This window comes from Shinella sp., from assembly GCF_052438155.1.
Classification (GTDB): Bacteria; Pseudomonadota; Alphaproteobacteria; order Rhizobiales; family Rhizobiaceae; genus Shinella.
The window spans coordinates 20,827-38,359 of sequence record NZ_JBQVPI010000015.1 but is presented as its reverse complement, the minus strand read 5'-3'; the positions used below and the strand labels follow the sequence as shown (position 1 = coordinate 38,359).

Sequence of the window (17,533 nt, the reverse complement as noted above, 5' to 3'; positions counted from 1 at the left end):
TATCAACTCGACGTCTCGATCCTCGCGGCTTTAGAGCTTTTGCTCATTCCCAAAGCGGCTGCCTGACTAGAAGTCGGGCTTTCTCTTTTGCCAGCGCCGGCGCGCCACCGAAAACTCATCGGTTTCGAACTCGACGCGTCTCACACGATGCACGACGACGCTATCGAGAACGACCCGTAAGCTCGGGTCGCGCCAATCGGGATCAGGCGGCCCCCACTGCATCGCTGCCAACGAAGCAAAATCCGGCCATCCGGCCGCCTCCTCCTTCACTGGGGGCGGTTCGTCCGGCGCCGCCGGCACCTCTTCGATCACCTCGTACTCGGTCTCCCAGCCATCTTCTTCCATATGCCCGCTGCGCGCCGAGATCTCCGCCCCGACGGGCACGGCCAACTTCTCGACCCGCGCCGCCTTGTGGAAAAACACCACGTTGAGAACTGCGCCGGCCGCCTGGACCGAAGGAAATATGATCCCGTCCAGAGAGATGGCCCCCTCGGTTGCTAGAAAATCAGCGACCGCCTGCGTTGCCAGATATTCGAAATGTTCGTCGTCGGGCATGACTGGTCGCGTAATCCGCTGGCTGAGAGAGCGCAGAAACATTGCGCGCTCCAATCGTCCGGCAAGCTCGGGATCGAACACGCTGCCGCCGTCGCTGACCGCGCTCAGGGCGGTCAGGTCGAGCAGCTTCAGCGGCCGGATGATCTCGAACTGCGCCACGGCCACCTGGCTTCCAACCGGCGGGCGGACTTCAGCAATCGCCGCCGTTGGATCATTGGCACCGTAGAAAACCGATATGCCGCGGGCGTTCATGCGCCCCGCGCTAGCCAAGAACGCCGGAGGAGACCCGAGCTGCTGATCCGGCCGGCAAAGCGCGGCCTCCAGCTTATCATCGGACTGGAAGACCCTGGCGCGATAGACCGAGCTGAAGCTCGTGCCCGGGCCAGCATCGACGACAAGCGGGCGACCATCGCGGCTGCGCAAGACGTCTATTCCGTTGAAGATCGCCGCCAAGTGGGATGCCGCGGCTCTGCTGAAGAAGCGTGCTTCTGTTTTCAGCGACTTCTCGAACGAGCGCCATTCCTCCTGCCAGGCTTGGTCGCTCGTTCCCTTCTGCTCGTAATATGCATCGCTGGAAAATTCGGTTTCCTCACCCAGGGCGGCAGAGTCGAAATCATCGAACTTGTCCTCGAGGATCTGCTGGATGTCCTCCGCAGCCGCTTCGGGCATGTCGGCCGAGTTCATGACCGCATCGACGGTCTGCTCACCGTCGCGATCCCACTCGTACTCGGACTCCCTGTCGCTGAGCATTGTTTGCTGCCACGACGTCGGCTGATCGGATGTTCGAGCGTAATGCTGATCGAACGCGGCTTCGACGCGCTCCGCCATCTCCCCAATCAAGTATGACTTAGCCGTCCTGTCGCAGTACGAGCACTTGCGACGCTTACCATCACGCCGAATTTCCGCGCTGAGATAGTCTTCTCCGACGCATCGGTAACACAGCTTCTTTGCCGTCAGCTCTTCAACTTCATCCTGACTAAGCACCTGACATCCTATTCTATGGGAGAAGCGGGCACGGGTTCGCTTGCGGCGTCATGATGGTCACCGCACGTCGCGCTCGCGTAACAGCCACATGGAGGTTGAACCGTGCTGATCGCTCTGCATCCGCCCCTCGCGGTTGCAAATAGCGTTGATAGGCTCCCTCAAACACGATCACCTCGTCGAACTCTTTTCCCTTCGCCTTATGAATCGTCATCACGGTCACTCCGTGATGGGGCCGCGTCGTCGCCGCGAACTGATCCTCGACCACCGCTGCGCTCAACAGGCCGCGCGCGTCCCGATAAGCGCCGTGACCACGCCACGCCTCGGCGAACCGGCTCTCGATCTGCGCTCCGCGGCGCAGCAGCCGCATGTGTCGAGCTTCTTTGGCGACCGCCTGCAGCTCAGCGCGAGGGCTCGCCTCAAATATCGCGCGTATCGAACGCCAATCCGTCATCGGATCTCCACTGAGAGGATACGCGGCGACGCTCTCCAGCAGTGCCCGCACGTCCGGCCCTATGCCGCGAGCGCCAAACCCGGCATCACCTTGCGCTCGCAAAGACCGGGCAATCGTCCGCAGGCGCGCGGCCTTGGTAATCCCTCCGGCCGACGCAGTTTCGTTGCGTCCCAACTCAAAGGCCGCGAGGCTATCAAGCACCAGCGCACCGAGGTGGTCGGGATGATCTCGCGGTTCGAGCAGCAGCGCGATCATCGCGGCGGCGAGCATCGGGCCTTCCGCTGAGACCAGGATCTCCACGGGGTAACGCGGCAATCCATGATCGGCCCGAGCCATATAGTCGAAGACGCCAACGGCCAGTGCATTTGCCGGAACGAGCACCGCAAGAGACCATTCGTTTGCGCGACGCAGCCGGCCGACGGCACGAAGAATTTCCTGTTTCAACGGTCTGAGGCTTTGCCCACCGTAGCGGGAGATTGAAACACCCGTGTAGGCGACCGCGTTGAAGACGCCGTCGATCATGTCGTCAGCGAAGTCCGTGATTTGCGTGCCAGGACTGCGACGATTTTCGCCCAAAAAATCGAACTGCGTTGGCCTGAAGGCTTCGATAAATTCATCGAAGCGCCGAGGATCGGCACCCTTAAAATCATAGATGCGCTGTTTCGGATCGCCCAAGGCGATCAGCCGACTGTGCTGACCGAGCTGGGCGACCATCTGCCACTCAGCCGCGTTCGTATCCTGGAATTCGTCGACGATAATCAGCGGGTACGCCCGCGCGTAGGCTTGCGCCAAGAGCGGCACCTGCGCGAACAACTCGGTCAAAAGCGTGGGGAATAGATCGAAGGCGATCAACCCCTCCTGATCGAACAGCTCTCGTTGCCTTGCCAAGCGAGCTGCCCCGTCCAGACCCGCGAGACGCCCTCGCGCTTGAGCCGGAAGAAGGAGCGAGACGCCGGGCCGCGCGCAGAGAAGGTAGGCGTGGCTCTTGAGGATCGTCCACGCAAAGCCGTGATAGGTGTTGATCTCGATGCGGGCCAACTGTTCGCGCGGGATGGTCGCGGTCGCTTGTTCCGCGACCCGGGCGACGGTGGCGCGAGCAAAGCTCAGGAACAAAGCTTTCCCGGTGTTGCCGAGCCGGCCCGCTGCCAAATCCGCGCACGCCTTCGCGAGAGCAATCGTCGTCTTGCCCGATCCAGCACCCCCGCGAACGAGAATGCTGCCCTCAGTTTCCAATAGCCTTCGCCGCTGATCGCAAAGCATCAACACCATCGCGGCTATCCGAAAACGCCGGGCGGCTGTGGCGCCGGCGGCTGCGGAACTGGTGGCATTGGCGGCACGACCATGTTCTTCAACGCCGTCAAAATTCCCAGCATCGTCTGCGGAAAATGCCCGACCTGGCAGAGATCGAAAAAGACGGTGAGATAGTCGTCGCCTTTCTTGTGCGTGAACAGAGATAGGAACGGCGCGCGATAAGCCGCCTCCGGTGACCCGTTCGGTGGAATGAGATGGGCAAGTGCGGGCGGCCACTCGCCGGCGCCGGCAAACCACTGGACGAACCATGCCTGCATCGCAGGCGAAACCTCGGCCTGAAGCATATGCTCGAAACCCGCATAGGGCTGCTCGAAAGGCGCATGGCACGCGGCCACGATGGCTGCGCGAGCCTCCGGCTGCTGCTGATCGAAGATCGTCGCCACCGTCTTGCCGAGGCCGCGAAAGAAAGTTGCAAACGGTGCCACCGCCGTTTGGCCACCCGCGTCGAAGGGCACCCACCCAAGTGCATCGAGCCGCTTGTATTGCGCCGGGGCAAGTTCAGCCGCTCGACGCGCCACAGCACTGTAGGCGACCAGTTCCGTCTTACCCTCCACGACGATGACGCGGCGCGCCAGCAACGCCTCGCAAAAGCGAGTCCGGAAGCCGTCTCTGAAAATCTTGAGCTTGAGATTATCGGGCAAAACCACGCTCGTCGCGGTTAGCAGCCCGGCGTTATCGCGCGTCAGGACCGTCATCTGCTCGGGCGTGAATTGCTCGATGACGTAGGGCGAATGCGATGTAAACAGCGCCTGGGCTGCAAGCTCGCGCACCTTGTCCACCACACGCTTCTGAACATGCGGCGGCAGAGAAAGCTCGGGCTCCTCCATGGCGAAGATGACCCGTCCATTCCGGCGCTGGGCAATCAGCCCGAGCATCGCGAGCACGAGCGCATTGATGGTTCCCGATCCCTGGTGCTGAAACGGAGCCGCATAGCCCGGCACACCGGTCGCCAAAAATGACTTCAGAACGCGCCGCAAATCTTCCCGTGTCAGCTCTGAGACCCGCAGGTGCGGCGCGTCGGCCCATTCGCCCGGAACGATCTCCCGCATCGCGTCGCGTATCGCGGTCAGTATCCGGCCGAACTCAGCATCTTCCTCGCCCACCACATCGAGACCGCGCAGGCGACCGAGCAATCCCTCCCACATGCGGGTTCGGACTTCATATGTCTTCAGGATCACATCGAGGAGGGAGCCGCGTTCCATCGACAGTGCCCGGTTTCCAGTCCGAAGTGCCCGAAGATGGAGAAATCCGAACTCCCGTTTGTCCCCTGAGCGACATTCGCTGATAGGCGTGCCGTCCTCCTGACGTGGAACGGCAAACCACGTCTTCGCGGTGAACTCGTCGTTCTCGGAATCATAGGCGCCTTCAAACCGCACGCGAACGGCCGGCTCCGTGCCGGCCTGCGCCGCACCGCCGGCCGTACCCGCGCCCAAAAGCGATCGGTCGGCCGTGCGCCAAAATTCGAGATTGTTCCGGAACTTCGTGCAGTGCTGTTCGTCCAGGCCCGCGATCACCACCTCGACCACGATGATCTTAGGAGGCTGGTTCTCTACGGCGCGATAATCGCCGCCATAAAAGTCATGCTCGTCGATGGCTTGCGTTCGCGCCAGCCGATCCGCTCCGATCGCCAGTTCGATCGCCTCGAATACTGTCGACTTCCCGGTGTTGTTGTCGCCTAGGAGGACGGTTGTACCCTCGAAATATATGTCAGCGAGCTTTATGCCGCGAAAATTTTCTACGTGAACGCGGACAATTCTCACCCCAACCCCCCACTATGTTTTAGTATCTATTTCTTGGACTCATGTAGTAGCACTCTTCGACCTAGGCGGTGTGGACGGATTGCCGCACGAAGATCGGATAGGGTTCCTCTGACGCGCTTTGTCTGATTCATGGAGAGCCGACTGATTTGGAGGTCGGCGATGTCCACGAAGATGTATGAGGCGGATTGGTCGGTTGCGCTGGAGGTGTTTCGCGCCTCGCTGCCGCGCCGTGGTGACAAGGGTCGGGATGACCGTCTGTTTCTCGAAGCGATGCACTATTTCACGGTTCACAACATCACCTGGCGAACGCTGCCGGAACGGTTCGGCAAGTGGAACAGCGTGTGGAAACGCTTCGACCGGCTGAGCAAGGCCGGCGTGTTCGAGACCTTCTTCGATCACCTCGCCGCGCTGTCGTCGTCGGCGCATCTGGTGCAGATGTTCGACAGCACCATCGTGCGCGCCCATGTCTCGGCAGCCGGCGCCAAAGGGGGCAAAAGGGTCAGGCGCTCGGTCGCTCGCGCGGCGGCTTCTCAACCAAGATCCACCTGAAGACGGACTTCGACGGCCATCCCATCGCCTTCGACCTGACCGGAGGGGAGAAGGGCGATGCGCCGCACTTCCCGATCCTGCTGGCGCTCGGCCCCGATGTCGATCCGCGTGCGGCGGTCGCTGACAAGGGCTACGCCAGCAAGGCCAACCGACAGGCGGCGCGTTCACGCGGCATCATCCCGGTCATTCCGCACAAGGCCAACGAGAAGGACAGGCCCGGCTTCTTTGCAAAGGCCATTTACAAGGGCCGCGCCCGTATCGAGCAGGCCGTCGGCAAGCTCAAACGCTTCAAGCGGGTAGCCCTACGCTGCGAGAAGACGAAGCGTAACTTCGCATCCATCGTCGCTCTCGCAGCAGGATTCACCTTGGTCAAATCCGTCCACACCACCTAAGTGTCCGCAGATTGAACAGGTTTCGATGCTTGCCGAGCAAACGAATCTTGTAATCAGCCGTCGCTGCAGGGCGGCACCGTTTCGACGCTAGGCGCGCTCGCCGCGCACGGGCGCAACAACTCGCTCTCAGGCTTCGTCAGATAGACCCAGTGCGCCCAGTCGCCCGGCCGCAGAACCACTCCTTGAGCATTATAGGCTTATTTTTGAGGCAACGCCGGGGCCTACCCGTCCCTTGAGGGGAAAGCCTTCCCCTACGTCCGAGCCCGCCGTCTCGGCCGACCCCTTCTGCGGGGCGGCTGCCCCGCAACGCCCTGCTGAGAGTGAGAGCGTGGATCGGTTTTCTGTGACGGGTTGAAGGTTGGAGAAGAGGTCTCCGACGCCCGTCATGGAGATTGGTTCCATGAATATGCAGGTCCTCGATGCACGCCGTGACACCAGCGGCGGTTACAAGGTCGATGTCGGTCGTGGCGAGCGGATCGGCCGTGTCTCGTCGGAGTGGTTCTCGCGTCCGGCCGACGAGCGCTACCTCTCCTTGTCGGAGTTGGCCCACACGGTCCGTGACCGCACCGAACGTAGCCGGACGCGGGTGGTGGAGAGCGCGCTCATCCATGTCGAGGCGAACCGCAACGATTCAGAGCGGCTGGCCCTGATCCTGCCGGGCACGGATGCGGCAATCGCGCCAACACACTGGTCCTTCGGTCAGCTCGCCAGCCTGGTCGGCGCCCCCGCCGCCTATCTTCGGCAGCTCCCAGCCGCGCTTGCCGCCATCAACCTGCAGTACGGCCTGACCTCCAATCGGGCCGAGCAGATCAAGACGTTCGAAACCGACAACGGCCGCGTCGAACTGCGCGCCGTCACCGGCCCGGATTATGGCCGGATCTTCGACCACGAACTGGTCGAGGCCGTGCAGCGCATCGCCGGCAACGGCACAGGCGACACACGCTGGAAGGTCCCGGGCGTGCTCGACTGGTCGACCGGCATCTACAATCCGCGCGTCGACATCACCAAGGATACGACCACGCTCTATGCCTCCGACCGTGACGTTTTCCTGTTCCTGGTCGACGATCTGAATCCGATCGAAGCTGGCCGCCTGCCTGACGGCTCGCCCGACTTATATTTCCGCGGCTTCTACTGCTGGAATTCCGAGGTCGGTGCCAAGACGCTCGGCATGGCGAGCTTCTATCTCCGCGCGGTTTGCCAGAATCGCAATTTGTGGGGCGTGGAAGATTTCGAGGAAATCACCATCCGCCACTCCAAATATGCAGCCAATCGCTTCGCGCACGAGGCGGCCCCGGCGCTGCTGAACTTCGCGAACTCCTCGCCTCTGCCGTTCGTCAACGGCATCAAGGCCGCCCGCGAACGGATCGTCGCCAGAACGGACGAGGACCGCACCGACTTCCTGCGTCGGCGCGGCTTCTCCAAGGCCGAGACCGGCAAGATCATCGACAGGGTGCTGGCCGAGGAAGGCCGTCCGCCTGAGTCCGTCTTCGACTTCGTGCAGGGCATCACCGCCGTCGCGCGCGACAAGCCCCATCAGGACGCCCGCCTCGACATGGAGGGCAAGGCCAAGAAGCTGCTCGATCGAGCTGCCTGATTTCCGCGAAGCCGGGGATGCGGTTTCCCATGTCTCCGGCTTTGCGCTTCCGTGCCTTTCTGGTTCGCCGGTCCGTGGCGCTGCCCCCTTTAGAGGAAGAGGGCGGCGCTTCGCTCAGTGACGGGTTGGAGGTTGAGAGAGAGTCTCTCGGCCGCCCGTCGCGGAGTAAATCCCGATGGCTACTGCCGTTCAGAAGATCATCCTGTCGTCCTCGCGCGACATCCCCTTCAACAAGCTGGTGCTCAGCCAGTCCAACGTCCGGCGCGTGAAGGCCGGTGTCTCGATCGAGGACCTCGCGGCCTCGATCGCTCGTCGCGGCCTGATCCAGAGCCTCAGCGTCTTCCCCGTCGTTGACGCCGAAGGCAACGAGACCGGCATGTTCGAGGTGCCCGCCGGCGGCCGCCGCTTCCGCGCGCTCGAACTGCTGGTGAAGCAGAAGCGTCTCGCCAAGGTCGCGCCCGTCCCCTGCGTGGTCCGCGATCGCGACGGCGCCATCCTCCCCGAGGAGGTGTCGCTCGCCGAGAACATCGAGCGCGCTGCGCTCCATCCGCTCGATCAGTTTCGCGCCTTCCACGACATGCTGACCAAGGGCATGACCGAGGAGGAGATCGCCGCGGCATTCTTCGTGCCCGTCAACGTGGTCAAGCAGCGGCTGCGCCTCGCAACCGTGTCGCCCACCCTGCACGACGTCTATGCCGACGACGGCATGACGCTGGAGCAGCTCATGGCTTTCACCGTCTCCGACGACCACGAGCGTCAGACCCAGGTCTGGGACGCGATCAAGGACGCCTGGTCGAAGGAGCCCTATCAGATCCGGCGCATGCTGACCGAAACCACGGTGCGCGCCTCAGACAAGCGCGCCGTCTTCCTTGGCACCGAAGCCTATGAGGCGGCCGGAGGGATCGTCATGCGCGATCTGTTCCAGGCCGACGATGGCGGCTGGCTGCAGGACGTCGGGCTTCTCGATCGACTCGTCGCCGAGAAGCTGAAGGCCGAGGCCGAGGCGATCGCCGCCGAGGGCTGGAAGTGGATCGAGGTCGCGGTCAGTTTCCCCTACGACGCCGTGCGCGGTCTGCGGGAAATCCCCGGCACGCCAATCGATCTGACGGCCGAGGAACAGGCGACCATCGACGCGCTCACCGCCGAGCAGGCCAGGCTCGAAGCGGAATATCAAGACGCCGACGAACTGCCCGACCAGGTCGACGAGCGTATGGGCGAGATCGAGACGGCTCTGGCCGCCTTCGACGATCGCCCCGAGCACTTCGAGCCGGCAGACATCGCCATCGCTGGCGTCTTCGTCAGCATCGACGCCAACGGATCGCTTTCGGTCGATCGCGGCTTCGTCCGGCCCGAGGATGTCCCTCAGGTCCGGACCGATGGCGAGGAGGGATCGGAGACGGACACCGAATCCGTCGACGCCGATCGCCCATCAGTGCAACGCGCCGTCATCACCATCGGCGGCCAACCTGCCGAGTCCGATGACGACGATGAGGACGACGGGATCAAGCCGCTGCCCGAACGCCTCGTGATCGAACTGACCGCCTACCGAACCCTCGCGCTGCGCAACGCCGTGGCGGAAAACCCTCACATCGCCATGACGGCGCTTCTTCACAAGCTGATCTCGGACAACTTCATGACCCGCATGTATACGGGCGCCATGGAAGCCGGGGTGAAGCACGTCTTCTTCCCGGTTCAGGACGAGACGCTGAAGGACAGCCCCTCCGCGCGGGCCGTGCAGGAGCGTCACGAAGCCTGGGCCGCCGACATCCCGAAGGACGATGACGCCCTCTGGAACTGGCTCGCCGCGCTTGACGATGCCAGCCGCATGGCTCTGGTAGCGCATTGCGTCAGCTATGGCGTGAACGCGCTCTACGAGCGGCCGAACCCGCACAGCGCGGGCGGCGTGTCGCAGCACACGCTCGACATGAGGCTTGCGCAGGCCGACCGGCTGACGCGGGCGACCGGGCTCGACATCGTCGAAGCCGGCTGGCGCCCGACCTTCGGCAACTACCTCAACCGTGTCACCAAGCCGCGCATCCTCGAAGCCGTCCGCGAAGGCGCCGGCGAGCGAGCCGCCGAGCTGATCGGTCATCTGAAAAAGGGCGACATGGCAAAGGAGGCCGAGCGTCTCCTGGCCGATAGCAGTTGGCTGCCCGAGCCGCTTCGGCTTGCCGGCATTGACGGCGATCCCGCATCGGACGCGGACGGTGGCGGCGAAACCGAGGGGGCCGAGCTGCCTGACTTCCTCAGCGCCGACGACGAGTCGGAAACGCCTGCCGATGGCGAGGACGACGAACGTCGCCTCGTCGCCGCCGAATAAGCGGCTCGCGGGGCGGCTTCGGCCGCTCCGCACCTCTCCCCCAAATCGAAGGAGCGTTCACATGGTGCAATCCAGCCCCGCGCCGATCCGGCGCGTCGTCTTCCAGTATTTCGTGCCGGTCCACGTCGAGGTCGAAGATGGCCTCGTTTCGCGAGTGACCGTCATCGATGAGACGCCCGTCCGCGACCCTATCGTGGTCGAGGGCGATCCCGAATACCTCACCCAGGCCGTGGCGGCCGCTGACGACGGCCAATCTGGCCGTCCTGGCAGTTCGGCTACTAGCCCCCCCCTCCCAGCCACGACCCGATTGCCCCGAGCCCGGCCCAGCGCCGGGCTCTTTTCGTTTCAGGAGCCCGACATGCCCGATTATCTCACCCGTTTCTCCTGCCTGCTCGACGTCGGCTCGGTCGCCAATGTCGCGCGGGCTTTCGACATCTACACCGCGCTGATGGCCGAGAACGGTCGCGAGGAGCCGCCCACCGAGCCGTTCCTGCTCTCGCTGACGCCCGAGCACGGCGCGACGCGACTTTGGCTTCGTGACCCCGGCACCGCCGATCCGCAGTTGCTGATCACCTTCGTCATGCGCTGCGCCGAAACCTTCGCGCTCACCGGCACCTGGGGGTTTCAGTGGGCCGGCATTGCCTCGGACCCTGTCGTCGACGGCTTCTCCGGCGGCGCCCATCTGCTCGATCTCGGCACAGGCCGCACGATCGAATGGATGAGCACCCGCCGCTGGCTCGCTGAGGGAGGTGCGCGATGATTCCCGATCACACGCGCGCCAACTTCCAGACCCTGCTGCGCGCCGCGGAAAGCGGCGACCTGGCGCTGATGGAATGCACCGACGCCGCAACCGGCGAGCCGCGTTATGTCATCTGTGCGGTCGGCCGTGACGGTGGCGACTATATGTTCACGCCGTTTGGCCACCTGGCAGACGGTAATCCCTATGACGCTTACCTTCCGCCCAATACTGGCGGCGAAATGGCCGCCTGATCCTACCAGACGGCCACTTCCCACTGACCGTTGACGCGAGCAAAGCCGACCGGCCGGTTCTGGGGCGTGGCGTTCGCCCTGGTCGTGTCCATCGTGAGCTGCGTCATGCACGTCACGCCAGGCCCGACACCACCCGGCGAACAATCACCGAGCTTGAGCGTCGCATTGGCCAGCGACGTCCCCGTGAAGAGGCGATGCCGGCGGACGGCTGCGATGGCCTCTTCTTCTGTCGGCTGCGCCACGCCCGCGACCGCGGCGGCTGATGCGCCGCCGGGCGCGATCACCGGGCGGAGCGCGAATCCCGCCCCAAAGCCCACCACGAGGCATCCTGCGGCCACCATGCCGATCACACTTCCCTTCATCACCTTCTCCCTCCGGCGCCTCGCTAGGTCGGGCGGACATGCGTCTCCGATCGCCGAGGCCGCGCTTCGCCATGTGCTGGATGAAGGAGTGTAGCGCCGCGCATCCCACCTCGGAAGTCCGCGCGATCAGGCGGTCATGCCGCGCGCCAGAGTGAGAGGACGGCCGGGACGGGTTCGAGCCGGTCCGGTCGAGAGAGAGCGCCGCCGGCCCATGCCCGACATTATAAACACCACCGACGATTCCCCAGCGCGCGCCGTGGCCCTCGTACCGGAGGCTCGCCGGATGGACTTTCTGCCGCTGCTCTTCGGCCGCCAGCATGTCCTTGTGGCAGAGATGACCGTCTATCATCTGATGGAGCGCCTGAGCCCGCTCGATTATCGTGGCGGTCTCTGGGACTTCTATGAGCGCGACGGGAGGCCGTTATACCTCGCGCCAACCTCGAAGCCCCGCTTTCAGATCGTCTGCGACACCAATGGCTATGAGGGCGAGGTATCGGCCGACGCCGCCGGCATCATCGCGACGCTTTTCGCCTTCTCCCATCTCTCCTTCAAGTATCCGGTCGACGCGATGTCGGAAGGATATGGCCGCCTCTACGACTACGCCGCTGACCATCCGGAATCCGCCGAAATCTTCCAGGCGATCGACTGAATTGGGCTCGTCTTCCCCTCAGCGCCCGGCCTCAAGGTCGGGCGTTTTTTTATGTCGGCGGACGAGAGGAAGAGGACGGCCGCGACGGGTCGAGTCCCGGCGGTTGAGAGAGAGCGCCGTCCGGGCTTGTCCCTTCCACTGTCCCGAGGTTCTTCCCATGAACATTCTGTCTCCCGTGGCCCTCCCGGCCGCACCCGTCCCCCGTGCGTCCCCGATCCTCGCCGTGGCGCACCAGCTTCTCGATCATCTCGAACGCGGCCAGCGCGTCGACGCCGCGATCCTCCGTGCTGCGATGGAAGCAGCCTTCGGCGCATCCGACACCAGCGGCGTCTGGGACTGGAAGGCGGCCTATGAGGCATGCGAAGTCGCGACAGTTCTCTTCCTGCGCAAATACGGAAAGGCGCTTTTCCGCAAAGCCGCATCTCCGGCTGCACGACTTTCCGCGGTCACGAAGATCGCCGGGCTCCTGCCGACACATACGCGGCGCTCGGAAGAATCGCAGGCGCTCCAGCAGTTCTCGACGCCGGCGCCGCTCGGTCTCGCCGCCGTGGCGGCCGCCTCCATTGCTGCTGGCGACATCGTGCTGGAGCCGTCGGCTGGCACCGGCCTGCTCGCCATCCTGGCCGAGATATCAGGCGGAACGCTCCTCCTCAACGAGCTGGCCGAAACCCGCGCCGATCTGCTCGCTGCGCTGTTTCCGGCCGTTGCCGTCACGCGCTTCGACGCCGCCCAGATCAACGATCATCTCGCGCCGGGCGCCACCCCCTCCGTCGTGCTTATGAACCCGCCATTCTCCGTCATGGCAAACGTCTCCGGCCGCGTGGCCGACGCCGCTTATCGCCATGTCGCTTCGGCACTGGCCCGGCTCGCCGATGGCGGGCGGCTGGTGGCGATCACCGGCGCCAACTTCAGCCCCGACCATCCGGCTTGGGCAGCGGCCTTCGTCCGGCTCCAGGAGCGTGGCCGCGTCGTCTTCACTGCGGCCGTGGACGGCTCGGTCTATGCCAAGCATGGCACGACCATCGACACCCGGCTGACGGTTATCGACAAGCTTCCGGCCGACGATCGCGAGGCGTTTCCCTCTTCGCCTGGTATCTCGGCCGACATCGCCACGCTGCTCGGCTGGATCGAGACGCAGGTTCCGCAGCGCCTGACCGCGGCCCTCCCGCCGGTTGCAACCTCGGCATTCGCCGCGACGCCCCGGACTGTTCGCGGATACCTCGCCCGCACCACCGCTGCACGTCCCGCCACGCCGGCGTCCATCGAGCCCGAAGGCGTCCAACTCGCCTATGAGACCGTGGACTGGACGCCCGCCGAAGACGGCCGGATCACCGACGCGATCTATGAAGAATACGGATTGCAGGCGATCCGCATTCCCGGCGCGCAGGCCCATCCGACCAAGCTTGTGCAATCCGTGGCGATGGCGTCGGTCGCGCCGCCCAAGCCGAGCTACCGGCCCCGGCTGCCCGCCAACATCGTCTCGGATGGCCTTCTCTCCGACGCCCAGCTCGAAACCGTCATCTACGCCGGCGAGGCACATGCCGACTTCCTCGCCGGTTCGTGGACGCTCGACGAAACCTTCGACGTCGTCTCGGCCGCGCCCGACGATGCGCCGAACGCCGTGCGCTTCCGCCGCGGCTTCATGCTCGGCGACGGCACCGGCGCCGGCAAAGGTCGCCAATCGGCCGGCATCATCCTCGACAACTGGATGCAGGGCCGTCGCAAGGCGGTGTGGATCTCGAAATCCGACAAGCTGCTGGAGGACGCCCAGCGCGACTGGTCGGCCCTCGGCATGGAGCGCCTGCTGGTCACGCCGCTGTCGCGCTTCCCGCAGGGGAAGGACATTACCCTCTCCGAAGCCGTCCTATTCACCACCTATGCCACGCTACGGTCCGACGACCGCGGCGAGAAGCTTTCCCGCGTCAAGCAGATCGTCGAATGGTTGGGCTCCGACTTCGACGGAGTGATCATTTTCGACGAGAGCCATGCCATGCAGAACGCCGCTGGCGGCAAGGGAGAACGCGGCGACATCGCCGCCTCGCAGCAGGGCCGCGCGGGCCTACGGCTCCAGCACGCCCTGCCGAATGCGCGCGTCGTCTATGTCTCGGCGACCGGCGCGACCACCGTCCACAATCTCGCCTACGCTCAGCGCCTCGGTCTCTGGGGCGGCGAGGACTTCCCGTTCTCGACCCGCGCCGAATTCGTCGAGGCGATCGAGGATGGCGGCGTCGCGGCGATGGAGGTGCTGGCCCGCGACCTGCGCTCGCTCGGTCTCTACACCGCACGGTCGCTCTCCTATGACGGCGTCGAATACGAACTGGTCGAGCACCAGCTCACCCCCGAGCAGACCGGCATCTACGACGCCTATGCCGGCGCCTTCGCTGTCATCCATAACAATCTCGACGCGGCGATGCAGGCCGCCAACATCACCGGCGACGGCGGCACGCTGAACCGCCAGGCCAAGTCCGCGGCGCGCTCAGCCTTCGAATCCGCCAAGCAGCGGTTCTTCGGCCATCTGCTGACCTCGATGAAGACGCCAACCCTGATCCGCTCGATCGAGCAGGACCTGATCGACGGCCATGCCGCCGTGATCCAGATCGTGTCGACCGGCGAAGCCCTGATGGAGCGCCGCCTGGCGGAAATCCCCACCGAGGAATGGAACGACGTCCGGGTGGACATCACTCCGCGCGAATACGTTCTGGATTACCTCGCCCATTCCTTTCCGGTGCAGCTCTACGAGCCGTTCACCGACAGCGAGGGCAATCTGTCGTCGCGACCGGTGTTTCGCGACGGCCAGCCGGTCGAGAGCCGTGACGCTGTTGCCCGTCGAGACCGTTTGATCGAGAGGCTCGCTTCGCTGCCACCGGTCCCCGGCGCGCTCGACCAGATTGTCCAGCGCTTCGGAACCGATGTCGTAGCGGAGGTGACGGGACGTTCGCGGCGCATTGTTCGCAAGACCAGTCCCGGCGGCATTGACCGCCTCGCCGTGGAGAACCGTGCCGTCTCGGCCAATCTGGCCGAGACCCAAGCGTTCATGGACGATCAAAAACGCATCCTGATCTTCTCCGACGCCGGCGGCACCGGGCGCAGCTACCATGCTGACCTGTCGGCGCGGAACCAGCGACTGCGCGTCCACTACCTGCTGGAGCCGGGGTGGAAGGCCGACGCCGCCATTCAGGGCCTGGGCCGCACCAACCGGACTAACCAGGCGCAGCCGCCGCTGTTCCGGCCAATCTCGACCGACGTGAAGGCGGAAAAGCGCTTCCTCTCGACCATCGCCCGCCGCCTCGACACCCTGGGCGCGATCACGCGCGGCCAGCGCCAGACCGGCGGCCAGGGCTTGTTCCGGCCCGAAGACAATCTGGAAAGCCACTACGCCCGCGACGCCCTGCGGCAACTCTACCTGCTGCTGGTGCGCGGCAAGGTCGACGGCTGCTCGCTCCAGATGTTCGAGGATGCCACCGGCCTCTCGCTGATGGATTCCACCGGCATCAAGGACGAACTGCCGCCGATCACCACCTTTCTCAACCGGCTGCTTGCGCTGACCATCGAACTTCAGGGCGTCCTGTTCACGGCGTTCGAGCGGCTGCTGAACGCCAAGATCGAAGGCGCTATCGCTTCCGGCAGCTACGACGTCGGGCTGGAGACGCTGCAGGCCGAGAGCTTCATCGTCACCGACCGCCGAACGATCCACGTTCATCCTGGCACCGGGGCCGAGGCCCGGCTGCTGACCATCAACCAGCGCCAGCGCAACCGTCCCGTGACGCTGGCCGAGGCGCTCGACCATCTCGATGACGCAGGCGCGAAGCTGCTGGTCAACGAGCGTTCGGGCCGCGCCGCCGTGCAGATACCAACCACCAGCATCATGCTGGACGATGGCGAGATCGAACGGCGCGTGCGGCTGATCCGGCCCATGGAGGCGCACAACATCCCCATCAGGATGATGGACGAGACCCATTGGGTCGACGCGGATCGGGCTGGCTTCACAGCGGCCTGGAATGCCGAGGCCGCCGAGGTGCCGGAATATGCCGATAGCACCATCCATGTCGTCAGCGGGCTCTTGCTGCCGATCTGGAAGCGGCTGCCGAACGAGTCGACGCGGGTCTATCGACTCCAGACAGATGACGGCGAGCGCATCGTTGGCCGCCGCGTCTCCCCGGCATGGGTGGCCGGCGCGCTCGCGGCTGGCACGTCAACCCTGACGCCCGACTACGCGTTCATGGCGCTGATGGACGGCAAGACCATCCTCGATCTGACCGAGGGTCTCCAGCTTCGCCGCGTCCGGGTCATGGGCGCCAACCGCATCGAACTGTCGGGCTTCACCGACGCCATGCGCGATCGCCTGCGGGCATATGGCCTATTCCACGAAATCATCTCGTGGAAGCTGCGAATGTTTGTGCCGACCGATACGACCGGGGCGACCATCCTCGCCAAGGTGCTGGAGCGCTATCCCGTCGAGCGTATCGGCGAGCGGGAGGCGGCGTGATGGCACGGCAGGACGCCTCCGAACTGGCAATCCGTCTCGGCCGGCAGGCCGAGGCGGTGTGCCGCCACTACCTCTCTGCCGGTCATCGGGAGGGCCGCTATTGGCTGGTCGGCGATGTGCGCAACACGCCCGGCCGCTCGATGTTCGTGCGGCTAAAGGGCGGCGAAACCGGCAAGGGCACCGCCGGCAAATGGACCGACGCCGCCACCGGCGAGCATGGCGATCTCCTCGACGTCATCCGCGAGAGCTGCGGCCTGGTCGACTTCAAGGACGTCGCCGATGAGGCGCGCGCCTTTCTGTCGATGCCATGTCCCGAACCGGATCGTCCGCATGACGGCGAGCGCAAGACACCGGCACCATCCGGATCACCGGAAGCGGCACGGCGGCTCTTTGCCATGGCGCAGCCGATCTCAGGCACGCTCGTAAAGACGTATCTCCGCACACGCGGCATTACGGATTTGCACGGAACCGGAAGCCTACGCTTCCATCCTCGCTGCTACTACCGGCCTGACGAGCATTCCCCGACCGAGACCTGGCCGGCGATGGTCGCATCGGTCACCGATCTCGCCGGGCATCAGACCGGCGCGCATCGCACCTGGCTCGCACCGAACGGCTCGGGCAAAGCCCCGATCGACACGCCGAGACGGGCGATGGGCGACCTCATCGGGCACGCCGTTCGCTTCGGTGTGGCGGGCGACGTGATGGCGGCGGGCGAAGGCATCGAGACGATGCTGTCGCTCAGGATGGCGCTGCCCACCATGCCGATGGCGGCGGCGCTCTCGGCGGCACATCTCTCGGCCATCCTGTTCCCCGACGCGCTGCGACGGCTCTACATCGCCCGCGACAATGATCCGGCCGGCGACAGTGCGATGACGACGTTGATCGAACGGGCGAACGCGGCCGGGATCGAGGCGGTCGTGGTGTCTCCGAGCCTGGGCGACTTCAACGAGGATCTCCGTCTCGCTGGTCTGGACAGCCTCCGGGCAGCGGCACGGGTGCAGATCGCGCCCCAGGACGTCGCACGCTTCATGGCGCTGGCGGCATAAGCCGCAAGGAGAATGCAGACGGCGGGAGCGCCGTCGTCGGCATCGCTCGGATGCTCCCCAGATCGGAGAGAACCGCGCCCCGGC

The 17,533-nt window shown here is 64.8% G+C and carries 12 protein-coding genes and 1 pseudogene; 9 read left to right on the top strand and 4 right to left on the bottom strand.

Translation table 11 applies throughout. The annotated features are described in order from the left end of the window. Positions 1-66 precede the first annotated feature (66 nt). Genes ACT6VE_RS23060 through ACT6VE_RS23050 form a run of 3 tightly spaced genes read right to left on the bottom strand, consistent with a single transcriptional unit; the run spans position 67 to position 5,061 of the window. Positions 67-1,539, bottom strand: coding sequence for an RES family NAD+ phosphorylase (locus ACT6VE_RS23060; RefSeq protein WP_139219148.1), 1,473 nt, complete (start codon positions 1,537-1,539; stop codon positions 67-69). A 13-nt stretch (positions 1,540-1,552) separates the two neighbouring features. Next, positions 1,553-3,259 (bottom strand): UvrD-helicase domain-containing protein, encoded by a 1,707-nt coding sequence (locus tag ACT6VE_RS23055; protein WP_092160941.1) that lies wholly within the window; start codon positions 3,257-3,259, stop codon positions 1,553-1,555. A 5-nt stretch (positions 3,260-3,264) separates the two neighbouring features. After that, positions 3,265-5,061 carry an ATP-dependent nuclease gene (locus ACT6VE_RS23050; protein WP_092160943.1) on the bottom strand — a complete coding sequence of 599 codons (1,797 nt, stop codon included), beginning with the start codon at positions 5,059-5,061 and terminating at the stop codon, positions 3,265-3,267. Positions 5,062-5,190: 129 nt separating this feature from the next. Between ACT6VE_RS23050 and ACT6VE_RS23045 the strand changes: the two are divergent. The 6 genes and pseudogenes from ACT6VE_RS23045 to ACT6VE_RS23020 all read left to right on the top strand — a co-directional run. Then, a pseudogene (locus ACT6VE_RS23045) lies at positions 5,191-5,439 on the top strand (transposase); the annotation flags it as partial. Then, complete coding sequence (locus ACT6VE_RS23040; RefSeq protein ID WP_444800722.1) at positions 5,391-6,002, top strand: IS5 family transposase; 612 nt, start codon at positions 5,391-5,393, stop codon at positions 6,000-6,002. The pseudogene ACT6VE_RS23045 and the gene ACT6VE_RS23040, both read left to right, overlap by 49 nt. A gap of 400 nt (positions 6,003-6,402) precedes the next feature. Continuing rightward, positions 6,403-7,596 (top strand): DUF932 domain-containing protein, encoded by a 1,194-nt coding sequence (locus tag ACT6VE_RS23035; RefSeq protein WP_092161140.1) that lies wholly within the window; start codon positions 6,403-6,405, stop codon positions 7,594-7,596. Positions 7,597-7,771: 175 nt separating this feature from the next. Further along, on the top strand, positions 7,772-9,916 hold the full coding sequence (locus tag ACT6VE_RS23030; RefSeq protein ID WP_092160947.1) for a ParB/RepB/Spo0J family partition protein: 2,145 nt from the start codon (positions 7,772-7,774) through the stop codon (positions 9,914-9,916). A gap of 358 nt (positions 9,917-10,274) precedes the next feature. Further along, positions 10,275-10,676: a hypothetical protein gene (locus ACT6VE_RS23025; protein WP_092160949.1), complete on the top strand. Its 402-nt coding sequence runs from the start codon at positions 10,275-10,277 to the stop codon at positions 10,674-10,676. After that, positions 10,673-10,906 (top strand): DUF6117 family protein, encoded by a 234-nt coding sequence (locus tag ACT6VE_RS23020; RefSeq protein WP_092160951.1) that lies wholly within the window; start codon positions 10,673-10,675, stop codon positions 10,904-10,906. The genes ACT6VE_RS23025 and ACT6VE_RS23020 overlap by 4 nt, the downstream gene beginning before the upstream one ends. 2 nt (positions 10,907-10,908) lie before the next feature. On the opposite strand, the gene ACT6VE_RS23015 is transcribed toward ACT6VE_RS23020, so the two are convergent. Continuing rightward, positions 10,909-11,268, bottom strand: coding sequence for a hypothetical protein (locus ACT6VE_RS23015; RefSeq protein WP_244543482.1), 360 nt, complete (start codon positions 11,266-11,268; stop codon positions 10,909-10,911). 211 nt (positions 11,269-11,479) lie between these two features. On the opposite strand from ACT6VE_RS23015, the gene ACT6VE_RS23010 reads away from it, so the two are divergent. The 3 genes from ACT6VE_RS23010 to ACT6VE_RS23000 all read left to right on the top strand — a co-directional run bounded on the left by ACT6VE_RS23010 (position 11,480) and on the right by ACT6VE_RS23000 (position 17,449). Continuing rightward, positions 11,480-11,917: an antirestriction protein gene (locus tag ACT6VE_RS23010; protein ID WP_092160953.1), complete on the top strand. Its 438-nt coding sequence runs from the start codon at positions 11,480-11,482 to the stop codon at positions 11,915-11,917. Positions 11,918-12,074: 157 nt separating this feature from the next. Next, on the top strand, positions 12,075-16,403 hold the full coding sequence (locus ACT6VE_RS23005; protein ID WP_444800721.1) for a strawberry notch-like NTP hydrolase domain-containing protein: 4,329 nt from the start codon (positions 12,075-12,077) through the stop codon (positions 16,401-16,403). After that, a complete protein-coding gene (locus tag ACT6VE_RS23000) occupies positions 16,403-17,449 on the top strand; it encodes a DUF7146 domain-containing protein (RefSeq protein WP_444800720.1) in 1,047 nt (348 codons plus the stop codon). The genes ACT6VE_RS23005 and ACT6VE_RS23000 overlap by 1 nt, the downstream gene beginning before the upstream one ends. Positions 17,450-17,533 lie beyond the last annotated feature (84 nt).